The sequence below is a fragment of the Vibrio sp. PID23_8 genome, assembly GCF_003584965.1.
Taxonomy (GTDB): Bacteria; Pseudomonadota; Gammaproteobacteria; order Enterobacterales; family Vibrionaceae; genus Vibrio.
In genome coordinates this window covers 61,158-78,662 of the sequence record NZ_LIXE01000013.1, presented here as the reverse complement: position 1 = coordinate 78,662, position 17,505 = coordinate 61,158, and the positions used below count along the sequence as shown (strand labels likewise).

Annotated in this window: 17 protein-coding genes, 1 other RNA gene and 1 pseudogene; 10 read left to right on the top strand and 9 right to left on the bottom strand. The window is 45.3% G+C overall.

From position 1 onward, the window contains the following. The 3 genes from AK966_RS17180 to grpE all read right to left on the bottom strand — a co-directional run. Positions 1-105 (bottom strand): Hsp70 family protein (locus AK966_RS17180; protein ID WP_147422378.1); only part of this gene is annotated, 105 nt, incomplete at its 3' end. 237 nt (positions 106-342) lie between these two features. Next, positions 343-1,617: a dicarboxylate/amino acid:cation symporter gene (locus AK966_RS17175; protein WP_099081216.1), complete on the bottom strand. Its 1,275-nt coding sequence runs from the start codon at positions 1,615-1,617 to the stop codon at positions 343-345. 420 nt (positions 1,618-2,037) lie between these two features. Beyond that, complete coding sequence (gene grpE / locus AK966_RS17170) at positions 2,038-2,634, bottom strand: nucleotide exchange factor GrpE (RefSeq protein ID WP_099081215.1); 597 nt, start codon at positions 2,632-2,634, stop codon at positions 2,038-2,040. Between the two features lie 145 nt (positions 2,635-2,779). On the opposite strand from grpE, the gene nadK reads away from it, so the two are divergent. The 3 genes from nadK (at position 2,780) to bamE (ending at position 6,107) form a co-directional block, all read left to right on the top strand. Then, positions 2,780-3,664 carry an NAD(+) kinase gene (gene nadK / locus AK966_RS17165; RefSeq protein ID WP_099081214.1) on the top strand — a complete coding sequence of 295 codons (885 nt, stop codon included), beginning with the start codon at positions 2,780-2,782 and terminating at the stop codon, positions 3,662-3,664. 165 nt (positions 3,665-3,829) lie between these two features. Next, positions 3,830-5,494, top strand: coding sequence for a DNA repair protein RecN (gene recN, locus AK966_RS17160; protein WP_099081213.1), 1,665 nt, complete (start codon positions 3,830-3,832; stop codon positions 5,492-5,494). Between the two features lie 253 nt (positions 5,495-5,747). Continuing rightward, a complete protein-coding gene (bamE, locus tag AK966_RS17155; RefSeq protein ID WP_099081212.1) occupies positions 5,748-6,107 on the top strand; it encodes an outer membrane protein assembly factor BamE in 360 nt (119 codons plus the stop codon). A gap of 64 nt (positions 6,108-6,171) precedes the next feature. Here bamE and AK966_RS17150 read toward each other — a convergent pair whose 3' ends face one another. After that, on the bottom strand, positions 6,172-6,525 hold the full coding sequence (locus tag AK966_RS17150) for an RnfH family protein (protein WP_099081211.1): 354 nt from the start codon (positions 6,523-6,525) through the stop codon (positions 6,172-6,174). Beyond that, positions 6,515-6,958, bottom strand: coding sequence for an SRPBCC family protein (locus tag AK966_RS17145; RefSeq protein WP_099081210.1), 444 nt, complete (start codon positions 6,956-6,958; stop codon positions 6,515-6,517). The genes AK966_RS17150 and AK966_RS17145 overlap by 11 nt, the downstream gene beginning before the upstream one ends. Before the next feature lie 119 nt (positions 6,959-7,077). Here AK966_RS17145 and smpB point away from each other — a divergent pair, with 119 nt between their 5' ends. The 5 genes from smpB to AK966_RS17120 all read left to right on the top strand — a co-directional run bounded on the left by smpB (position 7,078) and on the right by AK966_RS17120 (position 10,722). Further along, the gene (smpB, locus tag AK966_RS17140) at positions 7,078-7,563 is read left to right on the top strand and encodes an SsrA-binding protein SmpB (RefSeq protein WP_099081209.1); all 486 of its coding nucleotides are present in this window, start codon (positions 7,078-7,080) and stop codon (positions 7,561-7,563) included. 67 nt (positions 7,564-7,630) lie between these two features. Beyond that, positions 7,631-7,997, top strand: a transfer-messenger RNA (tmRNA) gene (gene ssrA, locus AK966_RS17135). A 271-nt stretch (positions 7,998-8,268) separates the two neighbouring features. Then, positions 8,269-8,565, top strand: coding sequence for a hypothetical protein (locus AK966_RS17130; protein WP_119464590.1), 297 nt, complete (start codon positions 8,269-8,271; stop codon positions 8,563-8,565). A gap of 13 nt (positions 8,566-8,578) precedes the next feature. Then, entirely contained in the window at positions 8,579-9,178 is a 600-nt protein-coding gene (locus tag AK966_RS17125; RefSeq protein ID WP_099080594.1) for a DedA family protein, read from the top strand. Between the two features lie 176 nt (positions 9,179-9,354). Then, positions 9,355-10,722, top strand: coding sequence for a Na+/H+ antiporter NhaC family protein (locus AK966_RS17120; RefSeq protein WP_099080595.1), 1,368 nt, complete (start codon positions 9,355-9,357; stop codon positions 10,720-10,722). 41 nt (positions 10,723-10,763) lie between these two features. On the opposite strand, the gene AK966_RS17115 is transcribed toward AK966_RS17120, so the two are convergent. The 3 genes from AK966_RS17115 to AK966_RS17105 form a co-directional block, all read right to left on the bottom strand. Continuing rightward, positions 10,764-11,609, bottom strand: coding sequence for a 3-keto-5-aminohexanoate cleavage protein (locus tag AK966_RS17115; RefSeq protein ID WP_119464589.1), 846 nt, complete (start codon positions 11,607-11,609; stop codon positions 10,764-10,766). Beyond that, complete coding sequence (locus AK966_RS17110) at positions 11,603-12,931, bottom strand: aspartate aminotransferase family protein (RefSeq protein WP_119464588.1); 1,329 nt, start codon at positions 12,929-12,931, stop codon at positions 11,603-11,605. Before AK966_RS17110 ends, AK966_RS17115 begins: the two co-directional genes overlap by 7 nt. A gap of 193 nt (positions 12,932-13,124) precedes the next feature. After that, positions 13,125-14,393: an O-acetylhomoserine aminocarboxypropyltransferase/cysteine synthase family protein gene (locus AK966_RS17105; protein ID WP_119464587.1), complete on the bottom strand. Its 1,269-nt coding sequence runs from the start codon at positions 14,391-14,393 to the stop codon at positions 13,125-13,127. A 234-nt stretch (positions 14,394-14,627) separates the two neighbouring features. Here AK966_RS17105 and AK966_RS17100 point away from each other — a divergent pair. Beyond that, positions 14,628-14,941 (top strand): annotated as a pseudogene (locus tag AK966_RS17100) (amidohydrolase family protein); the annotation flags it as partial. A 57-nt stretch (positions 14,942-14,998) separates the two neighbouring features. Here the strand turns inward: AK966_RS17100 and AK966_RS17095 are convergent. After that, positions 14,999-15,898: a LysR substrate-binding domain-containing protein gene (locus AK966_RS17095; RefSeq protein WP_119464586.1), complete on the bottom strand. Its 900-nt coding sequence runs from the start codon at positions 15,896-15,898 to the stop codon at positions 14,999-15,001. Between the two features lie 106 nt (positions 15,899-16,004). Here AK966_RS17095 and AK966_RS17090 point away from each other — a divergent pair, with 106 nt between their 5' ends. Further along, a complete protein-coding gene (locus AK966_RS17090) occupies positions 16,005-17,261 on the top strand; it encodes a D-amino acid dehydrogenase (protein ID WP_119464585.1) in 1,257 nt (418 codons plus the stop codon). The last annotated feature ends 244 nt before the right edge of the window (positions 17,262-17,505 follow it).

Below are 17,505 nucleotides of genomic sequence, written 5' to 3'. Positions count from 1 at the left end.
GGTGCGCTCACCCTCTGCGTTTTCAATGACACGTGGTTTGTCGCCGTCTAGTACAGCAACACATGAGTTAGTCGTACCTAAGTCAATACCAATGATTTTACCCATCAGGCTATCTCCGAATAAATTCTATTTTCGTTTTGCTATATCCCCTATGTGGGGACGTAGAATCGGGTTTCAACCCTTACTCACAAACTAAAATAATGTTGTTTGCTTCTCTTATGCCCAATAGATAAGGGCTGCAAATGGCTTTTCAAGGGAGAAAATAAAAAAAATGCTTTTTTTTTTCACTGAAATGAAAAAGCGAGGCCTTAGACCTCGCTTTTAATGAGAATGAATTGCAAATTATGCACTTGCTTGTGCAGGCTCAGCCTCAACGACTTCTTCTTTACCAATCTCACCTTCAGATTTTGCGACAATCGTATTGACTGCAGTGTCACCCACTACGTTAGATGAGGTACAGAACATATCGTTGATACGGTCAACTGCAGCAACGATTGCTAGACCTTCTGGTGGTAGACCCAATTGGTGAAGGATAACACCAACCATGACTACACCACCGCCAGGTACACCGCCAGCACCGATAGACAGTAGCAGAACCGTGAAGCCTAGAGTCACCAAGTCAGATACCGCGATAGGCTGACCAAATGCGTTTGCACAGAATACAGCTGCAATTGCGATGTAGATTGAAGCGCCCGCCATGTTCATCGTTGCGCCCAGTGGAACACCGAAACCAGCCACCGACTTAGATACACCAATCTTGTCAGTAAGAGTGCGCATCGTGACAGGAATTGTTGCGTTTGAACTTGCTGTTGATAGCGAGAACAACACTTGCTCACGAGTCTTACGAGAGAACTCACGCGCAGAGATACCTGTAAACATCTGAACAGCCAATGGGTAAACCACGAAGATCCAAAGCACCAGCATTGAAACCACAAGAGCAACATAACCTGCTACCGATGCAAGCGTACCCGCATCCAGTGTTGCGCCAAGTTGAATCATCAGAGCGAATACACCGTATGGCGCAAGACTCATCACAAGACCAATCAGCTTCATCATAATTTCGTTCGCCATCTTAAAAGTACGAACCGCAGGGCCACCCTTTGAATCAAGCGCTTGGATAGCAAGACCTGTCAGAATTGCCATAAAGATGATTTGTAGCATGTCGCCATTTGCAAATGCCTGTACTGGGTTGCTTGGAACGATGTTCACAACCATAGAGAAGATGTCTGGCGTTTCTGTTGACTTAAGTGCCACAGAGTCAGAAATCGTACCCGCAAGGTTTGCGCCTGCACCAGGCTGAACAATCATAGCAACAGTAAGAGCAGCAATAATCGCAACGACGGTATTCAAAATGTAAAGAGTAAAGGTTTTACCACCTAAGCGACCAAAAGAACGAATGTCTTTAAGCTCAACAATGCCACATACAATTGATACATAAACCAGAGGAACAACCAGAAGCTTAATCAGCGACACGAACATACCGCCTGCCCCTTCTGCCGCACCTAGGATATAGGTATCAAAAATCGCAATACCGCTAAATAAGTACTGAATAGCTGTACCCAGCAAAAGGCCGGCGAACAAACCAATAAAAATCTTACTAGAAAGCGATTTATCCATCATAAATCTCCGAAATGTTGTGTTTGCTATTTATGTTTTTATAGTTACATCTGCCAATTTTTATGGCAGATCTCACGAATAATACACGCCAGAGTTACGAAATAAAGACTTTCTTTACAGAAATGTAAATGAGCAACATCAAAAGCAAATCTCTAGTTCAACATTCATATACAGAATTAAATCCCAAAGAAAGGTCAGAACAGCCACTTATACACACAGCATTCCATAAGTAAGCAATATAAAGAAAGGATGTATCCTATAAGAAAAATATTTCCCAATAAGAAAAACTTTGAAGAGGATCAAATTTCAAATTCATCGCATATTCAGAGGAGTGAATATGCTTGAGAGTATGTTTGAAACAAAAACGCCCGCTATTGAATAGCGGGCGTTTTAATATAGATACATCAATAGCTTATCTTATCACTTAGCAACCATTACCATTGCTGGGCGTACAACACGGCCGTTTAGCTCGTAGCCTTTTTGCATCACAAACATCACTGTGTTTGATTCGTGATCTGGGCTCTCTTGAATAGACATCGCTTGGTGGAATTCTGGGTTGAATGCTTCACCTTCTGGGTTGATCTCTTTCAAACCAAATTTTGCGACAACATCGACAAATGTCTTGTGCGTAAGCTCAACACCTTCAAGAAGAGGCTTAACCGCTTCGCTTTCAGTATCTGCAGCTTGGATCGCACGCTCTAGGTTATCGATAACTGGAAGCAGTTCTTCAGCGAATTTGTTCAGAGCGTACTTGCGAGCTTTATCGATTTCTTGCTCCGTACGACGACGCATGTTTTCTACTTCCGCTTTAGAGCGAAGAACCGCATCTTGCTGGTCTTTCACTTTTGTTTCGCTAGACAGTAGTGCTGCTTCTAGTTGAGCAATCTTAGCGTCTTTCTCATCACCAATTTCTTCAAGTTCTGTTTCAGCTTCTTGAGCTGCCGCTTCGACTTTCTCAGCTTCTTCGATGATTTGATCAAGCTCTTCTTCTGTAACTTTGTTTTCTTCGTTGCTCATGATATCTCCAGAATTCAACTTAATGTCCTTAAAGCCACTCACGTTTTGTGGGCTTTAACCACATAAAAATTCGCATATTTAGGTAACTTGCCATTATTATGGGGATGAAGATTCCTGATTCAAGCCTCTTTAATGCGGAAATGCTATGAAAAACCCATGTAACGTGATCGCGATTATCGGAAAACCACGAGATCAGCAGGCAATTCAAACTCATAGAGAGTTATACGAATGGCTTACATCCGAAGGTTACCAAGTCTTTATCGATGATCGCCTTGCTGCCATTTTAGACGAAATCCCGCAAAGCCAATTTGCTAGCTTAGTTGAACTAGGCAAAAATGCCGATCTTGCCATTGTCGTTGGGGGTGATGGCAACATGTTGGGGGCTGCTCGTATCCTATCGCGATTTGACGTGGCTGTCATTGGTGTGAACCGAGGGAATCTTGGCTTTCTTACCGACTTGAATCCAGATGACTTCCAGTCTGCATTAAAAACCGTACTCAACGGCGAGTATATAGAGGAAGAACGCTTTTTACTTGAAGCCGAAGTCCATCGCCATGGCCAGATAAAGAGCCACAATGCAGCCCTCAATGAAGCAGTGTTACACCCTGGCCAAGTCGCGCATATGATTGAGTTTGAAGTCTACATTGATGACAGCTTTGCATTTTCACTGCGCGCAGATGGCTTGATCGTTTCAACACCTACGGGTTCAACGGCTTATTCATTATCTGGTGGCGGTCCAATTCTATCTCCAAGCTTGAACGCCATTTCGCTGGTACCCATGTTTCCGCATACCCTTTCAAGCCGACCACTAGTGGTTGACGGTAAACGGCGCATCAAATTGATCGTCTCGCCTGAAAACAGAGGCTCTCAAGAAGTCAGTTGTGATGGCCAAGTATCTTTGCCTGTCTCTCCTGGTGACGAGATTCATATTTACCAAAGCCCGAATGTCCTCAAATTGATCCACCCAAAAGACTATAGTTATTATCACGTACTACGAAACAAACTCGGCTGGTCGAGCAAACTGTTTTGATACCTCTTCTAAACCGATGCATGTGCATCGGTTTTTCTTTTTAATATCAGCAATAAAGCGATTAATGAAATCGCTCACAAATTTCACCTTATCACTTTACTGTATAAAGAAACAGTATATACTGTTTTCTTATACAGTATTGTTCGGTTATACAGGTAAATAAAAATGCTGGCTCATCTAAGTGTTAATAATTTTGCGATTGTTAAGTCTTTACAGCTCGAGCTTTCTAAGGGCATGACCACCATTACAGGTGAAACAGGCGCAGGTAAATCTATTGCTATCGATGCATTAGGCCTATGCTTAGGCGGACGAGCCGACGCAGGAATGGTTCGACAAGGTGAAGAAAAAACCGAAGTCAGCGCTGCCTTTTTACTGGACAATAATGTACACGCATCTCGGTGGTTAGAAGATAACGACCTGCTTGATGGCAGTGAGTGCATTCTACGCCGTATCATCACCAAAGAAGGCCGTTCAAGAGCCTTTATTAACGGCAGCCCAGTCCCACTTTCACAACTCAAATCTCTTGGACAGCTGTTGATCAACATCCACGGCCAACATGCACATCATCAACTGATGAAGAGCGAACATCAAATGGTCATGCTCGATCAGTATGCAGGGCACCTAAATTTATTGAAAAGCACTCGTAGTGCCTACCAACATTGGCGTCAGGCAGACAACAACCTCAAGCAGCTAAAAGAAAACAGCCAGCAAAACCAGGCCCAAAAGCAGTTGCTTGAATATCAAATCAAAGAACTAAATGAGTTATCGCTAGGTGAAGAAGAATTTTCAGAGCTCGAACAAGAGCACAAACGACTGTCCAATAGCGGTGAACTCGCCACTACCTGCCAACAAGCCATCGAACTTATTTACGAAGGTGAAGAAGTCAATGCGCTTGGTATTTTGCAATCGGCCAATCACTCCCTAATTCAACTAGCAGAATTGGATGAAAAACTCGCAGAGCTACCAAACATGCTCGCTGAAGCGATGATCCAGTTGGAAGAGACTAAAAATGAACTCCGCAGCTACCTTGATGGCATTGACGTCGATCCGGGTCGTATGGCTTATGTCGAAGAGCGTTTTTCTAAAGTCATGTCGATGGCGCGCAAACATCATGTTATACCTGACGAGCTCTACCAACATCATCAAGATCTTCTTGCTCAGATAGAAGCATTAGACTGCTCAGATGAAAGACTGGATGAGCTGGCACAAGAAGTCGAACAAAAATACCAAAGCTTCTTAAACCAAGCAGAAAAATTACATAAGTCACGCAGCCGCTACGCGAAAGAGTTAAACAAGCTGATCACACAAAGCATGCATGAACTGAGCATGGAAAAGGCTGTCTTCAGCATCGAAGTAAGTAACGAAAACACGCATCCGTCACCACTAGGAATGGACAGCGTGTGCTTTCTTGTTTCAACCAACCCTGGTCAACCGCTTCAACCAATTGCGAAAGTGGCCTCTGGCGGTGAGTTATCACGTATCTCGCTAGCGATCCAAGTGATCACAGCACAGAAAGTCGATACTCCAAGTCTGATTTTTGATGAAGTCGATGTAGGTATCAGTGGACCAACCGCTGCGGTCGTAGGGAAAATGCTGCGTAAATTAGGCGAGTCTACTCAGGTCATGTGTGTGACTCACTTACCGCAAGTCGCAGGTTGTGGCCACCAACAAATGTTTGTTGCAAAACACACCAAAGGCGGCCAAACAGAGACACAAATGCGAGCCTTAGATGAACAGCAGCGCGTAGCGGAACTGGCCCGTCTGCTTGGAGGAAGCCACATTACGGATTCCACACTAGCAAACGCAAAAGAACTCCTTATTGCCGCTTAACCCCCCTTACTTTGAGCCATTGATGCCTTTCAATGGCTCTATACCTCGGCCACGTTACCTATTCTGCACTTTCATTGTTTATTGCACATTAATGCGTCATATTCCGGCAATTACCGTTCAAAATCAGTGAATAAATGCAACTCAACTCAAAATTCGTTGTCTGACTCCCTACCATACGACGCATAGTTTTTTACATCTGCGTCGAGCTTGTTTATTATCAGCGCAGTATTTTAAAGGTTACTAAGAAATTATTATGCAATTAAAGAAGTGGTTAGTTGCCGTACCATTAGCAATGACATTGCTGACAGGATGTTCGGTATTGGAAAAACTGGTTTATCGTATTGATATCAACCAAGGCAACTATGTAGAGCAAAGTGCGGTTGATAAATTAAAGTTTGGGATGACTAAAGCACAGGTTCGCTTCGTTCTTGGCTCACCAATGCTGATTGAAAATGGCTACCCAAATACTTGGTACTACATTTACCACCACACCCCTGGCCACGGTGACCCAGTGCAAAAAGACCTTATCGTACAATTTAACGAGCAAGGGACACTGGCAGACATTACTGGTGACTACCCGAAAAGCGACGCGTTTTACGAGCAGATTCAGTAACCGACCTTTTTATACAAAAAACCTCCCAATGGGAGGTTTTTTTATTAAGTGACTCTTACAAGCCTCAATCGCTCTTACGCAGTGCATTCGGCTTGCCGCCAGTCACATGGTCCGCATTCCCGGCGGCTTTCGCCTGCTCCGCTCGCTTACGACGAATCTCTTTTGGATCGGCTAACAGTGGGCGATAAATTTCAATACGGTCTTTGTCGCGTACCGTCGCATCTAAGCGAACATTACGGCTAAAAACACCCACCTTGTTGTTGTTCAAATCAATCTCAGAGTAGAGCTCAAGCACACCAGACTGACGAATGATCTCTTCAACCGTCGTATGGTTATTCACCACCAAATTGAACACACGCTGCTCATGAGGCAGTGCATACACCACCTCAACGTGAATCATATCCGACTCAATACTCATAGCACTCGTATACCTGTTTCGCGCGTTTGGTAAAAGCATTCACCATATTATGGGTTAGCTCGTTAAAAACTTTACCGAAAGCCATTTCAATCATCTTGCTTGAAAACTCAAATTCAAGTTTCAATTCAACTTTGCATGCTTGCTCATCAAGTGCCGTAAAGAACCACCCACCACGCAGAGTCTTAAATGGCCCGTCGACCAAATTCATCATGATCGCCTGACCAGAAATAAGCTCATTCGACGTTGTAAAGGTTTTGCTGATCCCTGCTTTCGCCACATCGACAGAAGCCACCATACCACTGCTCGAAGACTCAATGATTCGAGACCCCGAACAACCAGGCAAAAACTCAGGGTACTTAGAAACATCATTGACCAGAGCGAACATCTGTTCTGCACTAAAAGACACCAAGGCAGAACGGCTGATTTGCTTCATATACACTCCTATCGATACGCGTACAATGTTAAAGGCATGAGCCAATTTTACTTTTATTCGGCAATTGCGCAAATAAAAGGATTTCCTATCCGATATCCAACCCGTATAATGAGGCTATTATGGCAAAGAAAAAATCAAAACAAAAAGCGGGTAGTAATACTATCGCGCTGAACAAAAAAGCTCGCCACGAATACTTCATTGATGATGAAATTGAAGCCGGGTTGGAGCTACAAGGCTGGGAAGTGAAAGCCCTTCGCCAAGGTAAAGCCAATATCGCAGAGAGCTATGTGTTCATGCGTGACGGAGAGGCCTTTGTCAGCGGAATGACGATCACTCCCCTTAATCAAGCATCAACTCACGTTGTCGCCAACCCGACACGAGTACGTAAGCTGTTAATGAGTCGTCGAGAACTCGACAACCTTCTAGGTCGCATCAACCGTGAAGGTATGACGTTAGCCGCTTTAGCGCTGTATTGGTCTCGCTCTTGGGTGAAGATCAAAATTGGCGTAGCAAAAGGTAAAAAGCTACACGATAAACGTACTGATATGAAAGAAAAAGATTGGGCTCGAGATAAAGCTCGTATCATGAAAAGTAACTTGCGTTAATCTTGAGCACTTAATCTTGCAAAGCTAGACAAGTAACGCTTTTCTGGTAGTATGCAAGGAACACTTCGGGGCTGATTTAGGATTCGACGGGAATTCAGAAGTCTGAGGTGCATGCCGTGGGGCGGTTGGCCACGTAAAAAGCCGCAAAAAAATAGTCGCAAACGACGAAAACTACGCACTAGCAGCTTAATAACCTGCTCAGAGCTCTCTCGCCCTAGCTTCTGCACGTAAGACGGGGAATAACGAGAGATCAAACCCAAACGCGCTAGCCCGGATTCTCCCGCCTGAGAGATGAACGGCGAATTATAATTCAGGATAGTCATTTACTAGCGTGTCGGTTCGCAGGTAGATGGTGAATTCAAAGATCGACTAAGCATGTAGTACCAATGATGAAAGGTTTTCGGACGCGGGTTCAACTCCCGCCAGCTCCACCAAACGTTTGGAAAGGCCGCTAACTCTCGAGTTAGCGGCCTTTTTGTATTTATCCAATCGCTTATTGGGCTGTTTGTACTGAAAAACGGTACTTCACATACGAGCCTACACATTAAAAAAATGTGTATTTTGCTTTTCTGCCCCCCCCCCCCCAAAAAAAAACAGATACCTAGTTTCAGCTCATTGTGAAATAAAAAGATCACTGAAAACGACCAACAAACAAGGAGCTTCCCCTTTATCTCCTGCAAAGTCTGCAAAACTAACGCGTTTGGTATGATGGACACAGCTCCCTATTATCAAGCCCTTTTCCTCAGCTTCATAACGCTCGATAACCATCATAAGTTTAGTTCTCGTACCATTACCGGAATTGCAAATGACGGCTCTGTTAACCTGTCGTCGAAAGAATTACAAGAACGCCGCTGGCTTGAGTCAAAACCAACAGCTATTCTTTCCTTTGAATACTTTATCACCACATTTATCAAGGTAGTGCTAGGTTTTTCCTTAGCTAAACTGCAAGGATTGACCCTCAAAAATAACAGGAGTATCACTCCAATTTCGCTCCATCTTTAACTGGGGAAAGCTTTTGGAACATATTAACGACCTGCTTCTCTCGATGAAACCGGTGCTAGAGCAGTACGGTTATCTCGCACTTATCGTCAGTATCTTTCTTGAGGGGATTGGCATTCCAATGCCTGGCCAATCATTAATGATTGCGGCTTCTATTCTCTCTTCAGAGCACGCCATGAACCTAAGTCTGGTGATGACAATCTCTTGGCTCAGTTGCTTTTTGGGGAATACCTGTGGTTACCTGATCGGTTATTATTTCGAAGGTTGGTTAGATAAAAAAGGCTATATCTCAGGGCCAAAAATGCAAAAGCTTCAATCCGCAATCATACATTACGGTCCCATATGCTTGGTGGTGAGCCGATTTATCGAGGGGATGAAGCAGTTTATGCCACTCGCTTGTGGTATAGCCAAAATGTCCCGTAAAGAGTTCTTACTCGGTAATGCGCTTGCTAGCACCATTTGGGTTGCCGCGTTCAGTTTACTCATTAATGTGGCATTTGAGCACTTGGGTCTGATCACACATTTTTATGCAGAGCACCGATATGTCGTTTGGGTAATTGCAGCACTTCTGTTCTTACTGATGCTTATTGCTGTATTAAAGCGTAAAAAATCTTAACCCGCTTTAACATAACAACAATAATGACAGCCCCTGACTCAAATAAAATGTTTTAGTGGGCCGTTGAACTGATTTTGCCGACCAAAAACACCTAGCCATTTAGACGTCTATACATTGACAAGTAGCTAGTGTCCGATTAGTCTGCTTGCCTTTATTATTGATTATGTTGTCGTTCCATGTCTGGTTCCAAAAATACGAATAAAGCAATTGCACCATCGGCAGTTGCACTTCTACCTTTAGTCGTCTTCCTCGCGCTATTTATCGGGGTAGGCACTTACCTGTCTTTGCAAGGGGTTGACTTCGCGTTTTATCAGTTACCGGCCCCAATAGCAGCCTTACCTGCTATCGTCCTTGCCATCCTGTTAAGCAAAGACAAACTCAATCGCTCAATCGAACATTTTATGCGTGGCGTAGGTAATCAAGACATCATCGCCATGTGTATGATCTACCTGCTTGCTGGCGCTTTTGCCGCAGTGGCAAAAGCCTCTGGCGGTGTGGATGCAACCGTAAACCTTGGCCTGTCTGCAATACCAACTAGCATGATCTTGCCGGGTATATTCCTGATTTCGGCATTCATTGCGACGGCGATGGGTACTTCAATGGGTACAATTGCGGCGGTAGCACCTGTTGCGCTAGGCATCGCACAATCTGCAGGCATGAGTCTTCCTTTAACCGCAGGCGTGGTTCTGAGTGGGGCGATGTTTGGTGATAACCTCTCCATCATCTCTGATACGACGATCGCGGCTACGCGTTCACAAGGCTGTCAAATGAAGGATAAATTTAAAGAGAACATCCGCATTGCTTTACCTGCTGCATTAGGTGCACTAGTGATCTTCGCTTTCAACAGTACAGCAACTCAAGTACCAGAAACGGGTCCTATTGAGTGGCTAAAAGTACTGCCGTACATAACGATTCTTATCCTAGCGGTATCGGGGATGAACGTATTTGTGGTTCTGACAATTGGTATCGTTCTTGCCGGCGGCGTAAGTTTGTCTTCTATTGATAACTATGGCCTAACCAACTTTGCTCAAGATATTTATTCAGGCTTTGGTAGCATGCAGGAGATCTTTTTACTATCAATGCTGATTGGTGGTTTGAGTGAGCTAATGCGTCGTCAAGGTGGTCTCGCCTTCCTAACGAACTTGGTAAGCAGCATTATCCGCTCATTTGGCTCAAGTCACTCTAAAGAAGCAAACGGCCGCGCAAGTGAACTGGGCATTGCAGGTCTCGTGTCGATGGTAAACACCTGTACGGCAAACAACACGGTCGCCATCATTGTTTCTGGCAGTGTGGCTCGCCAACTGGCAGAAGAGAACAACGTATCACCACGTCGCTCTGCAAGCTTGTTGGATATTTTCTCATGTGTCATTCAAGGTGTTTTGCCTTACGGCGCACAGGTGCTACTGCTAGGCTCAGTATTTAACCTATCTCCGCTTGAAGTCGTCGCAAACTCTTACTACTGTTTTGCGCTTGCAATTGCAGCGATTGTGGCGGTGTTTATCAAGCACCCAGCACGTCAACCAGCACCGCAAATAGAAAATTAATTGCTGAAATTTAAAAGGCTCCGATTGGAGCCTTTCTTCGTTTAGGGCGCTTCAATCGCTTCCCAAAGCGCGCTCGCATCACACAACGGAATATTGAGCATTTCACTGATCGTCCTCAGTCTCTGCACTTGAGCAGCATTGTTCTTTGCTACCTCACCATTTGCACTTAAATGATTGTTCTCAAATCCAATTCTGACATCCAAGCCAAGCAGCATCGCACTGGTTAAGCAATCCTGCTCTTTTGCGCCAAACGCACACACCGCGCAACGTATTTTCTCTTCAACAAAGCGTTCCAACTTTAACGATCGTAAATCCCAAGGCGAGGACTGCTGCGCTTTGTGATATCGACCCAATACAACGAGTCCATGTTGATGGTATTTGGGTAGTACACCTTTTTCACGCAGTAGGAAGAAACGCTCGATATCGGCCTGATCGTAAAGAATGATTTGGCTCAATATTCCTTGCTCTGCCACCCAATGAAAGAACTCAGCGCCTTGTGATTCGCTGTCTGTTTCGGGGATAAGCTCCCGCAAAGCAAAAGATGCCGCCTCTGGCTTTACAGCCTTAATGAGTGCCATTTGCTGTTGTGCCGTATACATCCCCACCGCTTCAGTAGTAAGTTGCACCAGCATCTTATCTCCTACCGACTTTTTTACTGTGTGATATATGTTGAGGTTATCTTCAATTTCAAGAGTGTGATTCCCCTTAGAATCCCTAGCATGCAAATGGATCATGGCAGCCCCTGCGGATAGGCATTCGAGTGCCTCTGTCACCATTTCTTCAATGGTCATTGGCAAGTGGGGATGGTCTTGCTTGGTTTTCCTAGCGCCATTCGGGGCGACAATTATCGCGATACGCTCTCGATCGAATTTGCTCTCCATTACCATTCTCTCGAAACCTCCTTAAGGGTGCGAGCAAGCTTTGTGACTAACTCATCAATGTGATTAGGTTGGATGATAAAAGGAGGAGCAAGCAAAACATGATGCCCGTTCACGCCATCAATCGTGCCTGCCATGGGGTAACACATTAAGCCGTTTTCCATCGCCTGCTGTTTCAGTTTTTTGTCTGCCAATGTTGATACCTTCAGCGGTGCTTTGCTCTCTTTGTCCGCCACCAGCTCAATGCCAATAAATAATCCTTTACCGCGAATGTCACCGACGAACGGCAAACCCGTTAATGCGTATTCAAGCTCTTGACGTAACCTCGCACCTTGTTGACGCACGGCCTGAAGCAACGCTTGCTGCTCAATGGTTTCGATGGTCGCAACGGCCGCGGCACAAGCAACCGGGTGAGCCATAAATGTGTGACCATGTTGAAAGAAGCCACTTCCCGATTCTATCGCTTGGTACACCTTGTCATTCGCAACGACTGCGCCTATCGGTTGATAGCCCGCCCCCAACCCTTTCGCCATGCAAACTAAATCAGGTTCCGCTTCCTCTTGTTCAAAAGCAAAAAAATGCCCGCTTCGCCCGACGCCGCACATCACTTCATCCATGATCAGTAGCACATCGTATTTGTCGCAAATTTCTCGAATACGTCGGAAATAGCCTTGAGTAGCCGGCACTGCCCCAGCTGTCGCTCCTACGATCGGCTCTACAACAAATGCCATCACATTCTCAGCGCCTAGCTCTAAGATTTTCGCTTCTAACTCATTGGCTGCGCGCAGTGAATATTCCCATTCCGATTCACTACTTTGTTGATGACGATAAGCATAACAAGGTGCAATGTGGTGGCTCGGTTGTAAGATGTTTTTGAATGGTTCACGCCGCCATTTATTGCCACCCACCGCCAAGGCACCTAGGGTATTGCCGTGGTAACTTTGCTGGCGTGCAATAAACTGGCTTTTTTCTGACAGACCTCGCTCGACAAAGTACTGACGTGCCATCTTCAACGCGGATTCCACCGCTTCTGAGCCCCCACTGACCAAATAAACATGATTGAATTGGTCTGACATTCGCCTGCATATCAGTTCGGCCAGTCGCTCACTATTCTCACAGGTAAAAAATCCCGTATGAGCAAAAGGCACACGCTCAATTTGAGCCAACATCGCTTGCTTAACCGCCTGATGACTGTGACCAAGGTTTGATACCGCGGCTCCACCGCAAGCATCCAAATAGGCTCTTCCTTGCTTATCAAACAGGTAAACGCCTTCCCCACGATCGATGATTGGCAACTGTGCGTGGCAATGACGATGAAACACATACGACATGCGCACTCCTCCCTCCTGACTATTTTGTAAGCATAGTCAGGAAGACGGTAGTTTTTCATAAGATATGATCAGCAAATCATCAAACGCATTTGGAACATGGCAACCCAAAAAGCAATAAACAAAGTAAGTCAAGACCATACAGACGCAATTGCAATTAGCCTATGGGTGACCAAAAGCGAATTTGTCTTTGATATTAAGCGCTCAGCGCCTGTTCTAAGTCGGCTAAAATATCGTCGATATGCTCGATCCCTACCGACAAGCGAATCATCTCTGGTGAGACCCCTGCTTGTTTCTGTTCGGCTTCATTTAACTGACGATGAGTCGTGGAGGCAGGATGGCAAGCCAACGACTTCGCATCTCCAATATTGACTAAGCGCTTAAAGATCTTCAGTGCATCATAAAAACGCACGCCTGCTTCATAGCCATCTTTCAAGCCAAACGAGAGAATCGCCGAGGGTTTGCCTTGCATGTATTTTTCTGCGAGAGGGTAATGCTCAGAGGTAGGTAAACCAGCATAGCTCACCCAACTTACTTTTTCATGCTGGCTCAAATACTGGGCAACTTTTAGTGCGTTTTCTGTGTGACGCTCCATACGGAGTGATAGGGTTTCTAGCCCTTGCATCAACATAAATGCATTCATTGGCGATAATGCTGAACCAGTATTGCGTAGTGGTACCGTTCTCGCGCGACCAATAAACGCCGCGTCACCAAATGCTTCGGTATAGATCACACCGTGGTATGAAGGCTCAGGTTGGTTAAATACCGGGAAGCGAGTTTTATGCTCTGACCATGGGAATTTACCCGAATCAATGATGATGCCCCCCAATGTGGTGCCATGACCACCGACATACTTAGTCAGTGAATGAACGACGATATCTGCACCAAACTCGATCGGTTTACACAACACTGGCGTCGCCACGGTATTATCAACTATCACAGGGACACCTTGCGCATGTGCAAGTTCCGCTACACGCTCTAAATCGATAATATTTCCTGCTGGATTACCGATACTTTCGCAGTATACCGCTTTGGTATTCTCATCGATAAGCTCAGCCAAGCTCTCCGGCTTATCGTCCTTCGCGAAGCGCACTTCAATGCCTTGGTTTGGCAACATATGAGCAAATAAAGTGTAGGTACCACCGTACAACTGAGGGGTAGACACAATGTTGTCGCCCACTTGAGCTAACGTTAAAATCGCATAGTTAATCGCAGCACTGCCCGCACTCACGACCAAACCCGCTATACCGCCTTCTAACGCTGCCATGCGCTTTTCCAATACATCATTGGTCGGGTTCATGATACGAGTGTAGATATTACCTGGCACTTCCAAGTTAAAAAGATCAGCACCATGCTGAGCATTATCAAACTCATAAGCAACCGTCTGATAAATTGGGGTGGCGACAGATTTCGTCGTGGGATCCGTTTCGTAACCAAAATGAATTGAGAGTGTTTCGTCTTTCATGTGTCTTCCCTGAACAAACTTAAGTGAATGGTTATCCTTTATATTGCCGATTTTTTCAGCAAAGAAAATTGCTACCGGTCACAGTCCGTTTGGGTTCAAAAAGAGAGCATAGGGGGGTAATCCGATTTTGAGTACTAAAAGCGAGATTTTCACCCAGCGTTAACTGAAACTTTTCACCAATGTAGATGATAACTTGCCAATATGAGCTAAATTAAGATTTATCAACCCCTTAATAGAGCATATCAATACGTAGAGGCCGCATTCAAAAATGACTGGCAAGTGCTCACCCATTCAAATGGCGATGCTGCGATTGGACAATTTATTGATGCCGTAGAAAAAGCGAATGAGAGACTCGGTAAAAGAGACCGGCGCCCTGTCTTAATTCAGGCCAAACTATTTGCCAAGATCAAATCGATCGTTTCGCTGAACTCGGTATCTTTCCTTCACAGTTCCCAATACACACATTCTATTGGGGAGATTGGCACGCCGATTATGTGCTTGGACACCCTCGCACAGACTTTATCTCACTAACCAAAGCGGTGCGTGAAACCGTTTATCAGCGCTAAACTCATCTCTGCCCAAAACCGTCTCAGCTGAGGCGGTTTTTATTTAGGTACGATTTGCTGCACTAACCAGCGTCTAAAACGTTCCGTAGACTCACTTTCTGTGTTGATGATCAGATAGTAACCAGCGTTAGCTTCGATAGGTTTAAAAGGCGAAACTAAACGGCCAGTTTCTAGCTCATCTTCCACCAGCGCCATTCGTGCCATGGCGATCCCAACCCCTGCCTCAGCCGCCGACATCGCCATATCGGTTCGATTAAAAAAGTGCCCTACGTCGGTTTTAATATCCAGTCCCATCACGGATGCCCAATACAGCCATTCATAATCTCGCGCCGCTTTATCCCACGGCATAGCATCATGTAAGAGCGTGATTTCCTGCCACCGTTCCACCTTCACTTTGGACGCATTTAGCCAGCCATGATCTTCAAGGTATTTGGGGCTCATAACAGGCAGAAGCTGTTCGTCGAGGATCAACTCCGCACTCTTATCTCGGTATGGATGAAGACCGTAATCTATCGCCACATCGTAGTCTTTCTGAGCACTGTTCACGAGCGCCCCTTCCGCAAAGATTTGTATCTGCAAATCGGGGTTTTCAAGGTGGAAGCTTTCTAGCCTCGGCACGAGCCATTTAAAGGCGAAGGATGGCGTCAACTTAAGACGAATTTCGTTGTTGAGCGTTTCAGTTTGCAACTCTTCCAACGTATTCTTCAGTTCAGAAAAGTGAAATTGTGCCGTTTGAAATAGCAGCCCTCCCTTTGTTGTGAGCGTAATACCACGTGAGTGGCGTTCAAACAAAGTAAAACCAAGCAACTCTTCTAACTGAATGATTTGTTGGCTTATCGCACCAGTGGTTAAGTGCAATGCCTTGGCTGCACGGGTAAAACTGCTATGTTCCGCCACTTGGCTAAACAGCCATAATCCGCTTACAACACTGCTTTTCATCTTTTAGCCTATAGTTTTTCTAAACGCTGGCTGTAATTTATATCGATTGTTAATAAAAGGTAAAGAAGATAAACTGCGCCACATCGAAAATGTGTGGAGCATATCAATGGAAGTCATCGTATTGGGTAGTGGTGTTATCGGTTTGACTTCGGCTTGGTATTTAACTCAAGTCGGCTATCAAGTCACCGTGATCGACCGCCAACCTGATAGCGCGATGGAAACCAGTTTCGCCAACGCCGGGCAAATATCTTACGGTTACTCCTCGCCTTGGGCTGCGCCGGGTATTCCACTCAAAGCGATCAAGTGGCTAACGCAAGAGCACGCGCCACTAAAAATTAAGCCATCGCTAAGTCCTGAGCTTATTCGTTGGGCAACTCAAATGGTGTCCAACTGCACCCTGTCTCGTTATCAAACCAACAAAGCGCGTATGTTATCGATCGCCAATCATAGCCGCGTTTGTTTGGAGCAACTGCGTCGCGAGCACGCTATCGAATATCAAGGTCGTCAGCTCGGGACTCTGCAAGTTTTTCGCTCTCAGCAACAACTCGACGGCATAGACAAAGACCTTAAATTACTTGAACAAAGTGGTACTCACTTTCAATTGATGAATGTCGAAGAGTGCATCCAACAAGAGCCGGGCTTAGCGTTGGTGAAAGAAAAACTGGTTGGCGGATTGTCTCTACCAAACGACGAAACGGGTGACTGCTTCCTGTTCTGCCAGCAGCTGACAGCGCTCGCAAAAGCTCACGGGGTAAGGTTTGAGTTCAATACCGAGGTAAGTAATTGGGTTACTGTAGGCAAAAAGATCATGGGTGTCCAAACGAACCGTGGTTTGTTTAAAGCTGACCAATTTGTTCTCGCTTCAGGTAGCTATTCAACCGCTCTTCTCAAGCAGCTTGATATTCATATCCCTGTCTACCCAGTAAAGGGCTATTCCTTAACGGTGCCGATTGAAAGCCCGCAATTTTCACCTCGCTCTACCGTGATGGATGAAACCTACAAAGTCGCGATGACGCGTTTTGATGATCGCATTCGCGTCGCTGGAACCGCCGAACTTGCCGGCTTTGATCCATCCTTGCCACAGAAGAGAAAGAACACCATTGAGATGGTCATTCGAGACCTATTCCCGCAAAGTGGTGATTTCACCCAAGCAGAGTTTTGGACCGGTTTTCGTCCAATGACGCCAGATGGGACACCTATCATTGGCTCAACGCCATACTGCAATTTATTCACTAACACTGGGCATGGCACCTTAGGATGGACCATGGCTTGTGGTTCGGGCCAGATACTTGCCGACATCATGATTGGGGCGAAAGCCAAGATAGCGAATCATGCAGAATTGAATTTGAGCCGCTATGCCTAAACGCTCAATGCTTAGAATAAAGTTTATTACTCCATCAGTTTCATTGTAAGCCAAACATACAACTTTCAATTGCCACTATACTCCTTCATCATGAAGCTCTGAATATTCAGTCAACAGTCGGCCATATCAATGAGAAAACTCTCAAATACGTACCAATAACCCGATTTTAATGATACTTTTCCATTCTGTGTCCACCATCACGCTACCAAGAATTCCCAGTCAAAAAAATTAACATTTGATTTAC